General features: G+C 68.5%; 18 protein-coding genes. 10 read left to right on the plus strand and 8 right to left on the minus strand.

Annotated elements, in window-relative coordinates; translation table 11 throughout:
- Positions 1 to 145 precede the first annotated feature (145 nt).
- Complete coding sequence (locus M3M54_RS13450) at positions 146 to 1,366, plus strand: glycoside hydrolase family 3 N-terminal domain-containing protein (RefSeq protein WP_249019552.1); 1,221 nt, start codon at positions 146 to 148, stop codon at positions 1,364 to 1,366.
- 375 nt (positions 1,367 to 1,741) lie between these two features.
- Here M3M54_RS13450 and M3M54_RS13455 read toward each other — a convergent pair whose 3' ends face one another.
- Entirely contained in the window at positions 1,742 to 2,737 is a 996-nt protein-coding gene (locus M3M54_RS13455) for an aldo/keto reductase (RefSeq protein WP_249019553.1), read from the minus strand.
- A 141-nt stretch (positions 2,738 to 2,878) separates the two neighbouring features.
- On the opposite strand from M3M54_RS13455, the gene M3M54_RS13460 reads away from it, so the two are divergent.
- Together M3M54_RS13460 and M3M54_RS13465 are read left to right on the plus strand one after the other, a co-directional pair.
- Entirely contained in the window at positions 2,879 to 3,553 is a 675-nt protein-coding gene (locus M3M54_RS13460) for a hypothetical protein (protein ID WP_249019554.1), read from the plus strand.
- On the plus strand, positions 3,544 to 4,266 hold the full coding sequence (locus tag M3M54_RS13465) for a hypothetical protein (RefSeq protein WP_249019555.1): 723 nt from the start codon (positions 3,544 to 3,546) through the stop codon (positions 4,264 to 4,266). Before M3M54_RS13460 ends, M3M54_RS13465 begins: the two co-directional genes overlap by 10 nt.
- Here M3M54_RS13465 and M3M54_RS13470 read toward each other — a convergent pair.
- Entirely contained in the window at positions 4,263 to 5,705 is a 1,443-nt protein-coding gene (locus tag M3M54_RS13470; RefSeq protein WP_249019556.1) for a trimethylamine methyltransferase family protein, read from the minus strand. The two genes, M3M54_RS13465 and M3M54_RS13470, sit on opposite strands and share 4 nt — an antisense overlap.
- Positions 5,706 to 5,729: 24 nt before the next feature.
- Here M3M54_RS13470 and M3M54_RS13475 point away from each other — a divergent pair, with 24 nt between their 5' ends.
- From M3M54_RS13475 to M3M54_RS13495, 5 genes are read left to right on the plus strand one after another with little or no spacing between them, the layout of a single operon-like run.
- The gene (locus M3M54_RS13475) at positions 5,730 to 6,578 is read left to right on the plus strand and encodes an IclR family transcriptional regulator (protein WP_249019557.1); all 849 of its coding nucleotides are present in this window, start codon (positions 5,730 to 5,732) and stop codon (positions 6,576 to 6,578) included.
- Positions 6,575 to 7,240: a corrinoid protein gene (locus tag M3M54_RS13480; protein ID WP_249019558.1), complete on the plus strand. Its 666-nt coding sequence runs from the start codon at positions 6,575 to 6,577 to the stop codon at positions 7,238 to 7,240. The genes M3M54_RS13475 and M3M54_RS13480 overlap by 4 nt, the downstream gene beginning before the upstream one ends.
- A complete protein-coding gene (locus M3M54_RS13485; RefSeq protein ID WP_249019559.1) occupies positions 7,241 to 8,107 on the plus strand; it encodes a dihydropteroate synthase in 867 nt (288 codons plus the stop codon).
- The gene (locus M3M54_RS13490; protein WP_249019560.1) at positions 8,104 to 10,017 is read left to right on the plus strand and encodes an ASKHA domain-containing protein; all 1,914 of its coding nucleotides are present in this window, start codon (positions 8,104 to 8,106) and stop codon (positions 10,015 to 10,017) included. The genes M3M54_RS13485 and M3M54_RS13490 overlap by 4 nt, the downstream gene beginning before the upstream one ends.
- Positions 10,014 to 10,613 carry a DUF1638 domain-containing protein gene (locus M3M54_RS13495; protein ID WP_249019561.1) on the plus strand — a complete coding sequence of 200 codons (600 nt, stop codon included), beginning with the start codon at positions 10,014 to 10,016 and terminating at the stop codon, positions 10,611 to 10,613. Before M3M54_RS13490 ends, M3M54_RS13495 begins: the two co-directional genes overlap by 4 nt.
- Before the next feature lie 219 nt (positions 10,614 to 10,832).
- Here the strand turns inward: M3M54_RS13495 and M3M54_RS13500 are convergent, their stop codons facing one another.
- The 3 genes from M3M54_RS13500 to M3M54_RS13510 all read right to left on the minus strand — a co-directional run bounded on the left by M3M54_RS13500 (position 10,833) and on the right by M3M54_RS13510 (position 14,747).
- Entirely contained in the window at positions 10,833 to 12,236 is a 1,404-nt protein-coding gene (locus tag M3M54_RS13500) for a hypothetical protein (protein WP_249019562.1), read from the minus strand.
- 73 nt (positions 12,237 to 12,309) lie between these two features.
- Positions 12,310 to 13,167: a formyltetrahydrofolate deformylase gene (purU, locus tag M3M54_RS13505; RefSeq protein ID WP_249019563.1), complete on the minus strand. Its 858-nt coding sequence runs from the start codon at positions 13,165 to 13,167 to the stop codon at positions 12,310 to 12,312.
- 2 nt (positions 13,168 to 13,169) lie between these two features.
- The gene (locus M3M54_RS13510) at positions 13,170 to 14,747 is read right to left on the minus strand and encodes a methylenetetrahydrofolate reductase C-terminal domain-containing protein (RefSeq protein ID WP_249019564.1); all 1,578 of its coding nucleotides are present in this window, start codon (positions 14,745 to 14,747) and stop codon (positions 13,170 to 13,172) included.
- A gap of 277 nt (positions 14,748 to 15,024) precedes the next feature.
- On the opposite strand from M3M54_RS13510, the gene M3M54_RS13515 reads away from it, so the two are divergent.
- Entirely contained in the window at positions 15,025 to 15,852 is an 828-nt protein-coding gene (locus M3M54_RS13515) for a glycosyltransferase family 2 protein (RefSeq protein WP_249019565.1), read from the plus strand.
- 10 nt (positions 15,853 to 15,862) lie between these two features.
- On the opposite strand, the gene M3M54_RS13520 is transcribed toward M3M54_RS13515, so the two are convergent.
- A complete protein-coding gene (locus M3M54_RS13520) occupies positions 15,863 to 16,441 on the minus strand; it encodes a GtrA family protein (protein ID WP_249019566.1) in 579 nt (192 codons plus the stop codon).
- A 207-nt stretch (positions 16,442 to 16,648) separates the two neighbouring features.
- Between M3M54_RS13520 and M3M54_RS13525 the strand changes: the two genes are divergently transcribed.
- Positions 16,649 to 17,587: an aldo/keto reductase gene (locus tag M3M54_RS13525; RefSeq protein WP_371878595.1), complete on the plus strand. Its 939-nt coding sequence runs from the start codon at positions 16,649 to 16,651 to the stop codon at positions 17,585 to 17,587.
- A gap of 42 nt (positions 17,588 to 17,629) precedes the next feature.
- Here M3M54_RS13525 and M3M54_RS13530 read toward each other — a convergent pair whose 3' ends face one another.
- Together M3M54_RS13530 and M3M54_RS13535 are read right to left on the minus strand one after the other, a co-directional pair.
- Positions 17,630 to 17,926: a hypothetical protein gene (locus M3M54_RS13530; protein WP_249019568.1), complete on the minus strand. Its 297-nt coding sequence runs from the start codon at positions 17,924 to 17,926 to the stop codon at positions 17,630 to 17,632.
- 92 nt (positions 17,927 to 18,018) lie between these two features.
- Positions 18,019 to 18,801 (minus strand): acyl-ACP thioesterase domain-containing protein, encoded by a 783-nt coding sequence (locus tag M3M54_RS13535; RefSeq protein WP_249019569.1) that lies wholly within the window; start codon positions 18,799 to 18,801, stop codon positions 18,019 to 18,021.
- Positions 18,802 to 18,827 lie beyond the last annotated feature (26 nt).

Genomic DNA, 18,827 nt, shown 5'->3' on the forward strand with positions numbered 1-18,827 from the left:
CACCCATTTCTATTGGCGGGCTTCATCCTTGATGAGCCGGTGGTCAATTCTGGCGGCCACTGGCTCTAGCATGGCCCGAACGGGACGTACATCGCAGCGTTCGCCAACGGCAACCCAAACTGCCCAGCCCAAGGACGTTTCGTCAGTGTTCAGGATCCCAAGCCTCCGCGAACTGTCACCGCATCTGCGCCTGCGCATTCTCGCTGCGACGACGCTGCTTGCCGCGATCCTCGCCGTCGTGCTCATCCCACACAACGCCGCAGCGGCCCACTCGACCGCGAACCGGCGCGCGGCAGGGCTTGTAAGCACTCAACCGGCGGCGACCGGCTCGCCAGCGCCGACCAGGACCACTCCGGACACGACCAAGGCCGCCGCGGCAACGACCAACCTGCCGCTCGCCAGAGCCGTCGGACAGCTGATCATCGCCACGTATGCCGGCGTGGCACCCCCCAAGCGCTTTCTGCGGGCTGTTCGCGCGGGCAAGATCGGTGCGGTCATTCTCATGGGTGGCAACACCACGGGCGGAGTCGCTGGAACGCGCAAAGCGACGGACGCGTTGCAGCACGCGGCGCGCGCAGGCGGAAACCCGGGCCTGCTGATCATGACCGACCAGGAAGGCGGGCAGGTCAAACGACTGCCCGGCGCGCCCGACTACCCCGCCTCAGCCATGGGCAACCCACATCTTGCCGCACAGCAGGGCCTTGCGACCGCAAAGGTCCTCAAGGCGGCAGGCGTCAACGTCGATCTCGCACCCGTTGCGGACGTGAGCACGATCGACGGTTTCATGACCCAAGAACAGCGTACGTTTGGCAGTAGCGCGAGCGTCGTGGCCAACGCAGCCTGCTCATTTGCCGAGGCTCTCGCGCGCAGCGGGGTCGCCTACACGCTCAAGCACTTCCCCGGTCTTGGCGACGCTCAGACAACCACCGACAATGCACCAGTCAGCATCCCGGAGTCCGCCGCCAGCATCTACGCCAACGATGCTGCCTACCGCAAGTGCGGACACGGCAAGCTCGCGCTGGTCATGGTCTCAAGCGCGAGCTACCCAAAACTGACAGGCACCGCGCCCGCTGTACTCTCGCCTCTGCTGTACCGGAAGGTCATCAAACAGGACCACATCAATGCTCCCCTGATCAGCGACAGCTTCGAGTCGGGCGCGATCGAGCACCTGCGAACGCCAGCGCTCAGGGCGCTCAACGCGGGCCTCGACATGGTCATGTACCCAGGCGACGAGAGCGCCGGCCTGAGCTCCTACTCAAAATTGCTGAATGACGCCGAGCATGGGTTGCTCAGCAAAGAGCGCGTATACGCTGCCGCTGCTCGGGTGCTGGAGCTCAAGCGAAACCTCGGCGTAGCCAAAAAGTAGTCATTTGCCGTTGGCGGAGCCGCACAGTATGTGCTGTTACCCCCGGATCGTGGAGGGTTGATCTATGCGGATAGCGCCTCGAACCTGGGTGGGCTCATCTGTCGGATATGGCTGTGACGTCGCCTTTGGCTGTAGTACCCGTAGCAGCACTCTTGGACGACTGAAGCTGGCGGCGCAGGTTGGTGAAGGGCTCCGCGGTATACGTGTTCGACTCAACGGGTCCGCTGGTCAGCGATGAAACGAGCCACGGTCATCTCGTCGCCTCCCCCGCCCGGAGGACCACGGATCGCTTGAGCACATCACGCTCCATCCGCTGCGTCGCGGCCTCTCGCGCACGGTCCGCCGCGCGGTCGCTGTTCGCGCCTGCCCGGGCGCTCACCAGGCGTAGTGCTCAGGAGCGGTCTTGTAGCCCGGGAAGATCTCGTCCAGCCGCGCCAGGGCGCTGTCATCAAGGTGCACGTCGAGGGCTCGGACCGCATCGTCGAGTTGCTGCTGGTTGCGCGGGCCGATGATCGGCGCGGTGACGGCGGGCTGGTGCAGCAGCCACGCCAGGGCAACATCACCGGGCTCGTGTCCGAGCTCGGCGGCGAAGTCCTCGTAGGCTTCGATCTGGCTGCGCTTGGCCTCAAGGGCTTCGGCCGCGCGTCCTTCGAGGCGCCGCTTGCCATCGCGCTGCTTGCGCAGCACGCCGCCGAGCAGCCCGCCTTCGAGCGGTGACCACGGGATGATCCCGACTCCGTAGTGCTGCGCTGCCGGGATGACCTCGAGCTCGATGTCGCGGGTGTAGAGGTTGTAGAGCGACTGCTCGCTCACCAGCCCGGTCAGGTTGCGTTGGCCAGCTGCCGCCTGGGCCTGAGCGATGTGCCATCCGGCGAAGTTGCTCGAGCCGACGTAAAGGATCTTGCCGGCTGTGATCGCGACCTCGAGCGCCTGCCATATCTCATCCCACGGGGTGTCGCGGTCGATGTGATGAAACTGGTAGAGATCGATGTAGTCGGTCTGCAGACGCGTGAGGCTGGCGTCAAGCGCGCGACGGATGTTCAGCGCCGAGAGCTTGCCTTCGTTCGGCCAGTCTACCATGGCGCCGTAGACCTTGGTCGCAAGCACGGTCCGCTCCCGTCGGCCGCCGCCTTTGGCGAACCAGCGGCCGATGATCGCCTCGGTGTAGCCCCTGCCCTCTCCGAGACCGGAGACCCCGGCCGAGCGCAGCCCGTAGACGTTGGCCGTGTCAAAGAAGTTGATGCCGTGCTCGTGAGCTGAATCCATGATCGCGTGCGAGTCGGCTTCGCTGGTCAAGGGCCCGAAGTTCATGGTGCCGAGGCAAAGACGTGAGACCGACAGCCCGGAACGGCCAAGATTGGTGAACTGCATCAGAACAGGTCCTTTCTGTTGACGGCGTAGCGCGACCACCTACGAGCCTAGTGCAGTCGATCCGCAACACCCCGGATGCTTGACTGCTCCTCGCGGCTGAGTAACGTTGCGGCCGTCAAATCGCGTGTAAAGGGAGCTACCTTGCGGGTCACGGCGGCGCGTCTTGCGGTCGTCTGCCTATTGGTTTCGCTATCGCTGCTAGCAACGGCGGGGGGTCGCGTCGCGCGCCACCGGCCGAAGCCCGCGCAGGCACTGACCCTGCTCGAGCGGCGCCCGCCCGCGTTCGCGGGGATCGACTGGAGGGCGCAACGCTACCCCGAGCCGTCGCCGCCGCCTCTGCTTCACCGTCTTCCGCTGCACCCCTTTCCGCGCTACCTGCGGGTTGGGCGCCGGCAGGTGGCTGTCGTCGGTTACTACCTCACCGGGTTCGCGAGCGTGATGCCGGCAGCGGTGACTGTCTTTGGCGGCGGTCCGGGCCACCACGTGAAGCTGCTCGAGACGCTGATCGACAGCTACGGCATGCGGCAGCCCCGTGACGTGAGGGTCGCTATGGCAGAGCGGAGGCTGCGCCCCACGCCGAGCAACCCGCTGTTTCTCGGGCCTAGGATCACGGGCGGTGTGGTGGGCCGCTGGTTTGGTGTCTCCGGCCCGACACTGTGGGTGTGCGTTTCCGCGCTGGCGGGGGGCAAAAGGTCGCTGGTGGACGATCGGGCCTGGTTTTACGCGGTCGCTTACCGGTGGGCTGGCGCGGGGTTCAGGGAGGTCGCCCAGGTCGCATCCAGGTCGGAGCGCAAGGTGATGTCGCGGTGCGGCTGAACGTAACCCGCGGTGCGCTTGCGGCGCTCGCTGTGCTGATGGTTGCCGCCGGGTGGGCACGGGCGGCCGAGGGTCGTGGCCCGGCGCAGGCGCGAGAGCGGCTCGTGCCCCTGTCCGGCAGGAGCTTTGCGATCGACTGGGAGAAGGTCCGCCTCCCGGGCGCCGACATAATCCCGCCGGGCGCGAGCGCGCGCTGCGCGATGAAGCCCTCCGAGGAGAACAAGCTGCGGGGTGTGGCGGTGTACTACTTCTCAGCCGGCCGGCAGGACTTCGCGGTGCTGCCGGCCAGATGCGCCGCTCTCAACCAGAGCCAGGAAAACTTCTTCCTCTATGCGCTGGGGCGCCATCGCAGGCCGAGGCTCCGGGAGGTCATCTACCAGTCAGAGGGAGCGGCCACTGGGTTACTGACGCGCTCGGTTACCACCGCGGCCGTGGCGGCCACCCGCCCTCACAGCTGGTCTGGGTGGTTTGAGTGGGCCAGCCCTACTCTCGTCGGCGCGTCGAAGGTGCCGGCTGGCACCAGGGGCGTCGAGCTCACCGGCTCGCAGCTGATCATCCGTGGGCTGGTGATTCCGGTCGGTGGTCACCTGCCCGACCCCGCCTACAGCTTCCGGGGCCTGGAGCTCGGCGCCTACATCTTCACCTGGCGTGACGGCCTGTTTCGCTACGTGCGCGCAACCGCGGGCGCGCCCCCGGCGCGCCCGGCGCGTTAATCCCCGAGCTCGATGCGACGGCGGTCGACGAACTCCTTGAGCTCGTCGCGGACCGCGTCATCCAGTGGCGGCGGCTCGTAGGCCGCCAGCTTCTCGGGCCAGATCTCGGCGGCGCGGGCGGTCGCGTCCTTGCTGCCGCGACGACTCCAGCGGTCGAAGTTGTCGGTGCTGGACAAGAGCGGCCGGTAGAAGCAGTCGCGGAAGCGCTCGAGCGTGTGGGCGGCGCCGAGGAAGTGCCCGCCGGGCCCAACCTCGGTGTGCGCGTCGAAGGCGAGCGCCGCATCGTCAAAGACCACCGGGGTGAACTCGTGCCTCAGCTCGCGCAACAGCTCGATGTCGACGATGAACTTCTCATAGCAGGAGACCAGGCCGCCCTCGAGCCAGCCGGCCGAGTGCATCACGAAGTTCGCGCCCGCAAGGAACGTCGGCAGCATAGTCATCAGCGACTCGTACGCCGCCTGGGCATCGACCACGGTCGAGGAGTTCAGAGCGCCGCCACCGCGCCAGGGCAGGTTGAAGTGCCGGGCGATCTGGCCTGTGCAGAGCACACCGATACCCGACTCGGGCGTACCGAACGACGGTGAGCCCGACTGCATGTCGGTGTTTGACAGAAACGAGCCGAAGACCACCGGCGCGCCCGGCCGGATCGTCTGCGCCAGCGCGATCCCGGCAAGCGCCTCGGCCATCTGCTGGGTGAGCGTGGCGGGCAGCGACACCGGTGACATCGCCCCCATCAAGAGAAACGGGGTGATCACCACGGCCTGGCCGGCCTTGACGTACTCGACCATCGCCGAGAGCATGCGGTCGTCGTAGCGCAGCGGCGAGTTGACGTTGATCAGGCTGATCGACACCGGCGCGCGCTCGATCGCCTCGCGCCCGCCGAACAGGATCTCGCCCATCCGGATCGTGTCGGCGGCGTTCGGACCGCTGGTGACCGAGCCCATGTACGGCTTGTCGGTCAGGGTCTGCAGCGCATAGACCATGTCCAGGTGGCGTGAGTCAAGCGGGCGGTCCTCCGGCTCGCAGATCGTGCCGCCCGGCGAGTCGAGCTCGTCGAAGATCTGGCTCAGCTTGGTGAGGTTCTCAAAGTCGGCCATCTTGGCGTCGCGGCGCACCTCGCCCTCGCGCACGAACGGGCAGCCGTAGACGGGCGCAAAGGCCATGTTGTCGCCGCCGATGGTGAGCGAATGGGCGGGGTTGCGGGCCTGCAGCTCGAACTGGGAGGGGGCCTTGGCGACCTGCTCGAGGATGAACTCGGGGTCGAAGCGGACACGGTTCTCGTCCTCGACGATCTGGCCGGCTGAGCGCAGGACCTCGACCGCCTCCGGCAGCAGGAACTCGATTCCGATCTCGGAGACGATCCGGCGCCAGCCGCGGTCAAGCACGGCCATCGCCTCCTCGCTCAGGATCTCGTAACGGGGCATTGAGTTGACGAACATGATTGGTGTCGTATCCTACACGCCATGGAACTGGAGTTTCAAGTCGGGTCCGCGGTGGCGGTCGAGGCGCCGGACGAGATGGCGCCGGCAGGTGTCGAGACCCCGTCGGCGGGCACGACCGCGATCGATCGCGGCGCCGACCTGCTGGTGCGCGTGCTGGAGTCCGAGCAGCCGGTCGCGGTGAGCGACCTGGCGAGTGCCGCCGGCCTGCCCAAGAGCACCGCCTCCAGGCTGCTCTCGGCGCTCGAGCGCCGCGGCCTTGTCACCCAGGACGGCGAGCGCGGGCGCCTGCGCCCCGGACCCGCGATCCTGCGCGTCGCCGAGCGCGGCATGCTCGAGCGAAACCTGGTGGAGATCGCCCGCCCGGTGCTGGCGGCGCTCTCCGAGCACACCGGCGAGACGATCAACCTCGGCGTTCCCGGCGCCGGCGGCGTCGAGCACCTGCTGCAGGCCGACGGCCGCCACTTCCTGGGCAGCGGCCAGTGGGTCGGCCGCACGGTCGACTTTCACGCGAGCGCCAACGGCAAGGTGTTCCTCGCGTATGGGCGCGCGCTGGCGCCCGCTGGCGCAAGCGCGCTAACCGCCTACGCCCCCGCGACGATCACCGATCCCGCCGCGCTGCGGGCCGATATCGAGCGCGTGCGCCGCACCGGCTACGCGGTCGCCGTGGACGAGCTGGAGGTTGGCCTGGCAGCGGTGGCCGCGCCCGTGCGCGGGGTCAGCGGCGAGGTGGTGGCGGCGCTCAGCGTAACCGGACCGACCGTGCGCATGACGCCGGCACGGATCGGCGAGCTGGCGGCTGTGTTGGTCAAGGAGTCGGGCCGTCTCAGCGCCCGGCTTGGATACATCGAAGGAGGAGCAAGCGCGGCATGACCGACGAAGAGATTCTGCAACTGCTGTATGAGGAGACGCTCACCGGCAACGCGCCGGCTGTGGCGGGCGGTGTCAACGACGGGCTCGCCCAGGGTATGCCCCCCGAGTCGATGCTCTTTGACGCGCTGATCCCGTCGCTTGAAGAGGTCGGCGCGCGGTTTGAGCGCGGCGACTACTTCGTGCCCGAGATGCTGATCGCCGCCCGTGCGATGCAGGGCGCCCTTGACATCCTGCGCCCGCTGCTGGCCGACAACGAGTCGGCCCAGATCGGGACCTTCCTGATGGGCACGGTCAAGGGTGACGTGCACGACATCGGCAAGAACCTCTGCAACATCATGCTCGAGGGCGCCGGCTTCAACGTGATTGACCTGGGTGTCAACGTGCCGCCGGAGAAGTTCATCGAGCAGATCGAGGAGCACCAGCCCGATGTGGTCGGCTTCTCGGCGTTTTTGACGACGACGATGCCGATGTTCAAGGCCAACATCAACGCGCTTGAGAAGGCGGGCCTGCGCGACCGTGTGATCGTGATGGTCGGCGGCGCCCCGGTCACCCAGGAGTACGCCGACGCGGTCGGCGCCGACGGCTACGCGGCCGACGCGTCGACGGCGGTGCGCAAGGCCAAAGAGCTGATCGAGCTCCGGCGCGAGAAGGTGCTGGTCTAGATGGACACGGTTCTGCGCTCGCGCACAAAGACGGTTGTGATCGGCTCGGACAAGCCGTTCTGCATCATCGGTGAGCGGATCAACCCGACCGGCCGCAAGGTCTTCGCCCAACAGCTGCGCGACGGCGATCTGTCGACTGCGGCGGCCGACGCCCAGGCTCAGGTCGCCGCCGGTGCCGACATGCTCGACGTCAACGCCGGCATCCCGCTGGTCGACGAGGCCGAGCTGCTGGTCAAGCTGATTGGCCTGGTGCAGGACACGGTCGACGCGCCGATCTGCATCGACTCCTCGGTGGTGGAGGCGCTGGATGCCGGGCTCTCGGCCTACGAGGGCCGGGCACTGGTCAACTCTGTCACCGCCGAGGACGATCGCCTCGAGGCGGTGCTGCCGCTGGTGGCAGCGCACGGCGCCGCCGTGATCGGCCTGACCAACGACGAGACCGGCATCCCGCACACGGCCGAGGAGCGCCTGCGCCACGCGCGCAAGATCGTCTCGGCCGCCGCCGATTACGGGATCGAGGCCTGCGACGTGGTGATCGACCCGCTGGCGATGCCGGTGGGCGCCGACACCGAGGCGGTCGCCAACACCCTTCAGGCGATGCGGATGATCCGCGACGAGCTCGGTGTGAACATGTGCGTCGGCGCCTCAAACGTCTCCTTCGGGTTGCCGGACCGCCTGACCCTGAACGCCGCGTTTTTGCCGATGGCGATGGCCGCCGGCCTGACTTCGGCGATCATGTCCACCGCCGATGTGGTGGTGCGCAGCACGCGCGCCGCCGACCTGCTGCTCGGGCACGACGAGTGGGGAGCGAGCTGGATCGCCGCACACCGCGCGCGCCAGGCTGCGGTGGAGGCGACCGCTTCGTGAGCGCCTCCGCGCAGCGGGCAGCACGGCTGCGGCGGGCGGCACGCGGGGATCAGGAGGACGCGGGCGAGCCCGACGACGGCGCCGGGCGCGTACGCCTGCGCTTCCAGCCCGAGGGCGCCGAGGTGCGCGTGCCGAGCGGCACGCCGGTCTTTGACGCCGCCACCTGGAACGGGATCGCGATCGACTCCACCTGCGGCGGCTACGGCACCTGCAAGAAGTGCAAGGTGCGCGTGGTCTCCGGCGAGCTGCCCGTGGGGCCGATCGACCCGCGCGCGTTCAGTCCCGCGGAGCTGGCCGACGGCTGGCGCCTGGCCTGCCGGGCGATCGCCCGGGAGGACCTGGTTGTGGAGGTGCCGCCGCTGCAGACCCGCCCCAAGGCCGCCCTGGCCGGGGTCGGTCGCCATGTCATCCTGCGCCCGTCGGTGCAGAAGCGCCACCTGGTGATGGACGAGCCGACGCTCGAGGATCAGCGCTCGGACCTGCAGCGCGTGCTGGACGCGATCGAGGATCTGGAGCCGACCGCGTCAGTGGCGCTGCTGCGCTCCCTGGGGGGCACGCTGCGCTCCTCGGGCTACGACGTGACGGCCGTGGTCGTGGATGAGGAGCTGATCGCCGTCGAGCCCGGCGACACCACCGCACGCCGCTTCGCGATCGCCTTTGACCTCGGCACCACGACGGTGGTGGCGACGCTGCTCGACCTCGACTCCGGCCAGCCGCTGGCGGTGCGCTCGATGCTCAACCGCCAGCAGCCGTTCGGCGCCGACGTGATCACGCGCGTGTCGGCGACGATGATGGAGCCGGAGGCCCTGGGCCGGTTGCAGGAGCTGGCCCACGCCTCCTTTGCCGAGCTCACCGCCGAGGTCTTGGCCGAGGCCGACGTGGAGCCGCACGAGGTCTACGAGATCACGGTCTGCGGCAACCAGACGATGATGCAGCTGGCGCTCGGCATCGACCCGGAGCCGCTGTCGATGGCACCGTTCGTGGTCGCCACAAACAGCTTCCCGTCCACCCGCGCCGCGGACTTCGGGGTGGCGATCCACCCGCTCGCGCACGCCTACGTCTTCCCGTCGCTGGGCGCCTACGTCGGCGGTGACATCGTCGCCGGCCTGCTTGCGACCGGCATGACACGCGACCAGCGCCTGCGGCTGTTCATCGACGTCGGCACCAACTCGGAGATCGCGCTGGGCTCAAACGAGCGCGTGCTGGCGACCGCCGCGCCCGCCGGGCCGGCCTTTGAGGCGGCGCAGATCCGCTGCGGCATGCGCGCGGCGGAGGGCGCGATCGAGGGCGTCAAGATCAAGGACGACGCGCTCACGCTGCAGGTGATCGGCGACGTCGAGCCGGTTGGGCTGTGCGGGTCGGGCGTGGTGGACGTGGTCGCCGAGCTCGTGCACAACGGGCTGCTTGACCATTCGGGACGGTTCGCCGAGGCCGAGGCGGTGGCTGCCTCGGGCCGGCCGCAGCTGGCGCAGCGCTTTGCGATGATCGGCAAGGAGCGCGTCTTCATCCTGCACCCGCGCGGCGACGGCCCCGAGGACTCGGTCTTCATCTCCCAGCGCGACGTGCGCGAGCTGCAGTTCGCCAAGGCCTCGATCGCGACCGGCTGGCAGCTCCTTCTGCGCGACCTCGGCGTCGAGGCCACAGATATTCAGCAGGTGCTCCTGGCGGGCAGCTTCGGCGCCTACCTGACGCCGCTATCAGCGGTGCGGATCGGCCTGGTGCCCAAGCTCGCGCTGCCACGGATCATCTCGGCCGGGAACGTCGCCGGGGAGGGCGCGAAGATCGCCGCGCTCTCGGCCCGTGAGCGCGCCGAGGCGGACGCGATCGTGCACGAGGTCAAGTACGTCGAGCTCTCCGGGCGCACGGACTTCAACGACCTGTTCATCGACCAGCTGTCGTTCCCGGGGTGAGCCGGGTTGCGGTGATCGCCTGCGGCGCGCTGGCGCTCGACGTGCGCGCGATCAGCCGCGCGCGCGGCTGGGCGGTCGACCTCTACCCCGTCCCGGCGCCGCTGCACAACCGCCCGGCGCAGATCCCGGACGCCGTGCAGGCCGAGCTCGAGCGGCTCGAGGGCGAGTATGACCGCGTGCTCATCGCCTACGGCGACTGCGGTACCTACGGCGCGCTCGATCAGCTGCTCGAGCGCCACGAGGGGATCGAGCGCCTTCAGGGTGATAGCTGCTACGACGTGCTCGCGCGCGAGGAGGTGCGCGCGGCGCTCGAGGAGCAGCCCGGCACCTACCTGCTGACCGACTTTCTGGCCCGCACCTTCGAGCACACGGTCGTGCGTGAGCTGGGGCTTGACCGTCACCCCGAGCTGCTCGGCGACTACTTCGGCAACTACACGCGCGTGCTGTGGCTGGCGCAGCGCCGCACGCCCGCCAACCAGGCCGCGGCGGAGCGCGCCGCGGCGCGGATCGGCCTGCCGCTGGAGGTGCTCGAGGTGGGCAACGCCGGGCTTGAGCGTGCGCTCGAAACGGCGCTCGCCGGTGCGGTGAGGGCCTGAGCGCCGATCCCGGTTATTGATCGCTAACCCTTATGGCTTACGAGCAATATCCGTATTGGACATATCAATCGCTGTGACCGATGATCCATCCGTGAACTCTTCGACGCCGCCGCGGGACGCGCCCGGGCGGCGGGCGAGCCAGAGCTTCATCTCTCTCCTCTCTGGCCGGGGCCGGCGCCCGAAGGGCGCCGGCCCCGGCGGCTCAGGGAGAGCGCCCGCCTAGCGGGCGGCGGTCCGCCAGCCCTCGGCGTACTCGGTGCGGGCGGTGACGGCGTAGGGCACCGGCGAGACGACCACGCGCACGTGCTTCTGGATGTGCGGCTCGACGTTGGTCTTGCCCGTTGGCGCGGGCTCGCCCCAGACGACGTGCAGCTCGGTACCGATCGGGATCTCGGGCGCGACCGTCGCCAGCGACAGCCCGCGGCGCTCGTTGGCGCTGTAGCCGGTGAACATCGAGAAGCCCACAACGGTGCCGTCGGCGTCCACTACGGAGTCGAAGTTCGACGAGCCGTAGTTGGCGTTGGGCAGGTCAAAGACCTGGTAGCCGGGCCCTTCGACGTCCAGCAGCGAGGCGAAGATCTCCGTCAGGTCATCCGCGTTCCAGGCGAGCGTCACCTTCTTGCGCTGGGCTTCGGGGTCGAGCGCCTCAAGCGCCTCGCGGCCGATGAAGTCGTGGTCGAACTTGACGATGTGGCCGTAGCCGAGGTCGTAGGGGTTGGTGTAGTAGTCCTCGATGTTGTCTGAGACGAAGCTGCCTGAGAGCACCTGGGTTGCCTCGTAGGAGTTGGCCGGTAGCCACTCGCGGAAGCCACGCTCGGCTTCGCTTGAGTAGATCGCCGGCAGCGGCGAGGGGATCCAACCGGACTCGAGCGTGTTTGACGAGTAGGCGCGCGAGCCGACCGGCAGCAGGCCGAACTCCTCGCCGGCCTCGAGGATCGTTTCGCGGACGCGCTCGTAGCTCTCATACGGACCCCAGATCTCGAGTCCGGGAGCGCCGGCCATGCCGTGGCGCAGCGTTGGGTAGGTCTCGCCACCGATCTTCATGCTGCCCATGTGGAAGAACTTGAGCTGGTCCACGGGGCCGCCGTTCAGCTTCTCGATCACCGGCCAGGCGTTGGGACCCTGGATCTCAAAGCGCCACAGCCGCCGGCTGACGGCCTTGCCGTAGGGGCGCGACGGCGAGCGGTCGTCGTAGATGACCTCAAGGTCGTTGTAGCCGCCGGTCTCAGCGTGGTACTTCAGCCAGTTGGAGGCCGGGGCTCGGCCGACGAAGATGTAGCTGTCCTCTGCGTCATGGAACAGGATGCCGTCACCGATAACGCCACCGTTTGAGGCGGTGGGGATGTACTGCTTGGCACGCCCGACGGGGAAGTTGGCGACCGAGTTGATCGCCGTGCGCTCGATCAGCCGGATCGCGTCCGGGCCCTTGAGGAACACGTTGACCATGTGGTGGGACTGGTCGTAGAGCACCGCGGTCTCGCGCCAGGCCTTCTGTTCGCGACGCCAGTTGCTGAACTCGGCCGGGACGACCGGGTAGATATAGGTGCCAAGCTTCGAGTCGCGCAGCAGCTTGACGGTGTTGCCGGCGCCGTCAAGCACTTCCTGCAGGTTGGAAGGTGTCAAGTTCCTCTCCTCCTCTTTGAGTTATTGCATGCAGCTAGCGCCATTGTATGCAAGGCCAACGGCCCGCGGCGGCTCAGAAGACGATCGTGCGGTGGCCCTGCAACAGCACGCGGTCATCCAGATGCCAGTTGACCGCGCGGGCGAGCACCGTGCGCTCGACGTCCGCGCCGATCCGTTCGAGCTCACCGGGCCCCTCGCGGTGGGTGACGCGGATCACGTCCTGCTCGATGATCGGACCCTCGTCGAGGTCCTCGGTGGCGTAGTGCGCTGTGGCGCCGATCAGCTTCACGCCGCGGTGGTGGGCGCGCAGGTACGGGCCCGCGCCGGCGAACGCCGGCAGGAACGAGTGATGGATGTTGATCACCGGGCAGCCGATCCGCCGCAAAAAGTCGTCGGAGAGCACCTGCATGTACCGGGCCAGCACGATCAGCTCGGCCTCGCCACAGAGCAGGTCGATCTGCGCCCGCTCGGCGTCTGACTTGGTCTCCTTGTTCACCGGTATGTGGTGGTAGGGAACGCCGAAGCGGGCCACCTCGTCGCGCAGATCGGGGTGGTTTGAGACCACGGCGATCACGTCCATCCCGAGCTCGCCGCGACGCCAGCGCCACAGCAGGTCGAGCAGGCAGTGGTCGTAGCGCGAGACGAACAGCGCCACCCGCTTGCGCCGGCGCGCGTCGACGAGGCGGTAGTCGAGCTCCAGCTTGGAGCCCAGCTCCGCCAGGCGCTGCTCGAGCTGCGCCAGCCGCTCGTCCGGGTTGGGAACGTAGAACTCCATACGCAGCGAGAAGCTGCCGCCGTAGGGGTCTGATGAGAACTGGTCGGAGGTGATGATGTTGGCGCCCACATCCGCCAATGCGCCCGACAGCGAGGCGACGATCCCCTCGCGGTCGCGGCAGGAAACGAGCAGCCTGGCGACGTTCGATCGGCTCATCTTCAGTGCTTCCCCCTGTCCGGCCCCGTGTCGGCGGTGCCGCTGTGCTTGGCGTTGTGGTCACGACCCAGGAACGTGTTGGCCCAGGCGCTCGTGCCTCGCAGCGCGTTGTTCTTGATCACCACCGGCCCGTCGACGAGGCCGTCCTCCTCGCCGTAGGCCTTGAGCCGTTCGTAGGCCTGCGCCCAGATGCACTCGCTGTCATAGACCTCGCAGAGGCCGTCACGGGTGCCGCCGCAGGGGCCGTTGCGCTGGTTCTTCGCGCACGGTCCCTCCGGGCAGACGTAGGCGATGTCCGGCAGCGAGCAGTCGCCACAGTCCTGACAGCCAAACATGGGCACCTTCACCGCCTGCTCGAACGCGTGCGCGACGCGCCTCAGTCCGGGCGAGGATTGCTCGAGCTGCCCGTAGACGCGCGTGCCGACCCCGAACAGCGGGGCGTCCTGGGCGAAGAGCGCGTTGTGCATCACGCGGCTCAGGCGGTAGCGGGCTGGGACCTTCAGGTCGGTGCGCCGCTTGCGGCGGCTCTCCAGGTACTCCTCGCGCTCGATGCCGTTCGATAGGCCCGTCTGCTCGTCGCGCCCGTAGAGGTAGAACTCCCCGGGCCGCCCGTAATGGATCTCGCGTGCGGCCTCGCGCCACTGATCGCCTGAGATCGCGGCGGCGCGCTCGAGGATCTCCACGTAGGTGTCGATCGGCATGTGCCCGCCCAGGTAGGCGCCCGCGAAGCCCATGCCGCGGGCTACCGCGACCTGCTTGGCGGCGAAGTCGACGAAGAACTCGCGGCCGCGGTCAGCTCCGGCCCCGTGGTGCTCGGCGAGAGCCAAAAGCTCGTCGGAGACGACCACGCCCGGGATGCGGCCCGCGTGGAAGACGCGTGCCACCCCACGCGTCAGCAGATAGACGTTGGCGATCAGCTTCACCGGCAACCCGCGCGCCTGCGTCCAGAGCAAGAGCTCGCTGTCCTTGCGGGCGTTGAACCCCACCTGATTGATCGCAAACGACGCCCCCGCCCGCACCTTCTTCTCGAGTTTGAGGTACTGCGGCATCACCTCGCGCTCGTGCAGCTTGTGGTTGGTGACCACACAGCCCAGAAAGAAGTCGGTCTGCGCCAGGCGGCCGTCCGGCGCGCGCGCCTCCTCGACACCGGCGTTCATGTCGGCAAGCAGCTTCAGCAGCCCGACCGAGTCGATGTCGAAGACCGGTGCCGCCGTGCCCGACTGGCCCGCCACCGGATAGTCGCCGGTCAGCGCCAGGATGTTGTTCAGGCCGGCCGAGGCCGCCTTCCACGCGCGCGACTCGATGCCGTTGCGGTTCATGTCCTTGCACGCGAAGTGCAGGATCACCTCCTGGCCCAGCTCGCGCATGCGGTTGGCGAGCATGTCCGGCGCGATCATCGGATTGCCACCGGGGTTGTCGGTCAAAGACACCACATCCACCTGCGGACACTCGGCGAGCTGCTGGGCCAGGTCCCAGACCTGCTGGCCGTCACGCTGCTCGAGCACGCCGCGGCTCGTCACAAGCTCCGCGGCGATCACAAACGCCTCCGGCGCAGCCAGGCTCTCGCGCAAACTCCCCATCGCATCCCTCCCGAGTAGAGTCGTCTCCAGGGGTGCAGCTTAGCCGTCTGAACCCGAACTTGCATGCACCAGGCTAGGTTGCATGCAACAGCCCGTGCAGGCAGGCCGAGCCGCCAGTCCTGGCGTGCGCTCGCTACCATCGGCCGTCGGTGCGGCGCCCGAGCGCACACTCTGCTGCGCCTTGGACGGCCCGCCGGCCACTGCCGCAGGCCGGCTGAAATGCAAAAGGAGACTTGATGGACCGCAGTCATCAGACGGTTAGCGACGAGGGACGCCGGTGACCGCTCAAGAAGCGGGCGCCGCCACGCTCGAGCAGGAGATCCTCGCCCGCCCGGCCGAGGAGCGAGACGCTGTGCGCACGTTCTTCAGTGCCCATCCTGCCGGTGAAGGCGCGCCGATCGCCGTTGTGATCCCGGCCTTCAACGAGGAGCCCACCGTGGCCGCGGTCGTGCGCGGTATCCCCCGCGAGATCGCCGGCAAGGCCGTGGAGGTGATCGTCGTCGACGACGGTTCCAGCGACCGCACGGCCCAGGAGGCTGCGGACGCCGGCGCGCTCGTCTGCGCCGTGCCCGTCAACCGCGGTCAGGGGCTGATCTTCATGCTCGGGTACTGGCTGGCCTACAAGCGCGGTGCGACCGTGATCGCCACCACGGATGCGGACGGGCAGTACAACGAGAGCGAGCTTGACCGTGTGCTTCAGCCGATCCTGGACGGTCGCGCGGACTTCGTCAACGGCTCTCGGCGCCTGGGGACGGAGCTCACGACCGACCCGGTGCGCCACGCCGGCGTCATCTTCTTTGGCGGTCTGATCACGCTGCTTTTGCGCCAGCGCATCACCGACCCGGCATCCGGGATCCGCGCCTTCCGCACCGTGGTGCCGTTGACCGTCAAGCTCGAGCAGACCCAGTACCAGACCTCAGAGCTGCTGATCGCCACCGCCATGAACGACTTCCGCATCATGGAGGTGCCGACCACCATGCGCGACCGCCCGGACGGTGCAACGCTCACCAAGAAGGGGCCGAACCTGCTCTACGGGTTGCGCTTCGCGCGCGCGATCCTGACGACCTACTGGCGCGAGCTGAGGCGCCGACGCCGCGGCGCATAGCCGGGCCCGCCTAGGCTGAGATGCTCGTCGAGAGCGCGGGCTCGCGCTCGACCTGCGGCTCGGCTGCAAGCGCGCCACGCTGGGCATCGAGCCCAGCCAGCGCCCGCCGCGCCTCGCGGCGACCCGGGAAGATCAAAAACTCGTAGATCGCGAACTTCACGAAGAACAGCACGACCGTGATCAGGACGAACGATCCGGTCACGATCAGCAACCGCAGGCCCGTGTGGTTGGGGATGTTGTAGACGTGAACCTCGTGGTTGGCCAGCCCCGTGGCCCATGACGTGGCGACCAGCACGATCGCCGAGACGGCGGCGTAGGCGACGATCTGCTTCACGGGAGCCCGGCCGGTCTGCTGCCATGCCCAGCGGCGGTTCATGATCCAGTTGGGGACCGCCGCGGAGACGAAGGCGATCACCGAGCAGGCCGTGGTGCCCAAGCCGAGCCAGTAGCTGAAGGCGAAGGCGACGTTCGAGAGCATGAACGCGATCACCGAGCTCAGCGCGTACTTGGTCATCTTCGCCGAGAAGGGGGTCCGCGTGAGCCACTGCCACCACGGGTGCTCTCGGATGAACTCCGCGAGGTTTTCCATGGAGGGTTGGTAGCGAGTCGGGATCACAGCTGCTATGACGGTCGCCCGACGTAGGAGTAACCGCGTCAGCGGGCCCGCGCCGGACTCTAGCGCGACGATTCTAGCCGCGCCTGTCTTCTATACCCAGCCTAGCTGGCCACGTGTCAGGTTCGTGTAAGCAAACCCCGTCGTCCGCGGTTACGCGGCGGTCGATCGCCTGCCACCATCATGGGCATGACGACCATCCCCACCCGCCCGCTGGGGCACAGCGCCATCCCCGTTTCGGTGATCGGCCTCGGCTGCAACCAGTTCGGCAATCGCCTGGACCTCGCCGGCACGCGCGCGGTGCTGGAGCGCGCCATCGCGCTCGGCGTCACGTTCCTCGACACCGCCGACCGCTACGGCAACACGCTCAGCGAGCAGTACATGGGCGAGGCGCTCAGGTCGCGCCGGGAGGAGGTCGTGCTGGCCACCAAGTTCGGCATGGACCTGGGTGATGGCTGGGAGGGGCCGCGGGGCGCGCCCGAGTACATCCGCCACGCCTGCGAGGGCTCGCTGCGCCGGCTGCAGACCGATGTCATCGACCTCTACTGGTACCACCGCCCCGACGGGGTGACGCCGATCGACCAGACGCTCGAGGCGCTCGATGAGCTGGTGCGGGCCGGGAAGGTGCGCGCGATCGGCGCCTCCAACTTCAGCGCCGCCCAGATCCGCGAGGCCGACCAGGTGGCGCGCGCGCACGGGCTCACCCGCTTCACCGCGATCCAGAACGAATACAGCCTGCTGCACCGCGAGCCCGAGCAGGAGGTGCTGGGGCTCTGCGATGAGCTCGAGCTGGCCTTCATTCCCTACTACCCGCTCGCCTCAGGTCTCTTGACCGGCAAGTACCGTCGCGGCCAGGCGGCGCCCGCTGGCGCGCGCCTGGCCGGGCGTGAGCAACTCGCAAGCGAGGAGCAGTGGCGGGTGGTCGAGGCGCTCTGCAGCTACGCCTCCGCGCGCGGCCTGGAACCCGCGGAGGTGGCGATCGGCGCGCTGCTCGCGCGGCCCGCGGTCGCCAGTGTGATCACCGGCGCGACCGGCCCCGAGCAGGTGCAGGCCAACGCCGCCGCGGCCCGCTGGGCGCCGGATTCCGCCGAGCTCGCACAGCTGTGGGCGGCGCTGACGTAGCGGCGTCGGTGGGCGCGGGCCAGCGGGCCCGCGCCAGCGCTCTCAGCGGGCGTGCGTGAGGTCGCGCGGCAGCTCTGGGCCACAGGCGCGCAGATCCTCGATCAGGCGCTCGGCGGTGACGCGCTCCCAACGGCCGCTCTGCACCAGCACCTCGCAGAGCAGCTCGGTGTCCTCAAGCGAGTCACGGGCCGTGTCGTCGTCGCTCAGGTCGGCGCAGAGGATGAGGTTGTCGGCTGTGTAGCGGATCCGTTCCTGCTCGTCCGGCTGCAGCTTGGCGGGACCCAGCTCGGAGAGGGTGTGGACGACTCGCTGGTATGCCCGGGCTCGTTCAGTGTTCATCTTCGCCTCCCGCGATCGTGAGGTTTGTACAGATGATCGCGGTTTGCGGCGCCGGGTGCTTTGTCCCGATGTCCAGAGATCGTCCGCTGCGCTCAGCCGCTGCGCGGCGCGGTGGTGATGCTCTCCAGCGCAAACGACGCGTAGAGCTCATCGCCGTCGGTGGCGGCGATCCAGCGGCGCTGGCCGGCGCTCAGGATGCGGGCCGGGCCGGGCTGGGCGGGGGTACGGAACTCGAGCTCGGCGTCGATCTGGGTGAGCTCGTGCTCGGCGCCGAGCAGCTCGTCTTCGAGCGGCTCCCAGTAGGCGGCATTGTTGACGTGATCGGCGATGTCGGCGTCGGTGCGGCGGAAGCGCCAGCGCCACTGGCTGTCGATCGTGCGCCCCTCTGGACGGGGGTGGCGCAGCCGGGCGAGCACCTTGCGGCCACCGGCGGCGGCGGCGTAGACGGCGCGCTCGGTCTCGGTGACCAGGCTTGGCAGGCGTCGCTCCGGATCGAGGTGAACCCAGAGCGCGACCGACTCGACCAGCGGCTTGCTCGTGCTGGATGCGAGCGTGACCGTGGTGCGGCGCTCGGCCCACATGCGGCCGATCCCGCTGCAGAACGTGCGCACCTCGCAGCTGTCGCCGAAGCTCGGGAAGTGCAGCACCTTGACGCGGTGGCGGCGCAGCACCCAGACGGCGACGCGCTCCAGGCCGGCGTCCTCCATGTCGGCGTAGGCGGCGTCCTGCATCCAGCGCGCCAGGGCGTCCAACCGCATCCTGCCTGAGGGCGCGCAGTCGGCCAGATGCGCGCGCCGATGGATGGCGTAGACGCGCCCCTCCGCGGGCTCGTCCGCCATCGGGTCAAGCGGGTGTGCTTCCTTTACAGATCCCACTGATCTTCGCAATGTAGAAGGGAACG

It is taken from the genome of Conexibacter sp. S30A1 (assembly GCF_023330665.1).
Lineage (GTDB): Bacteria > Actinomycetota > Thermoleophilia > Solirubrobacterales > Solirubrobacteraceae > Palsa-465.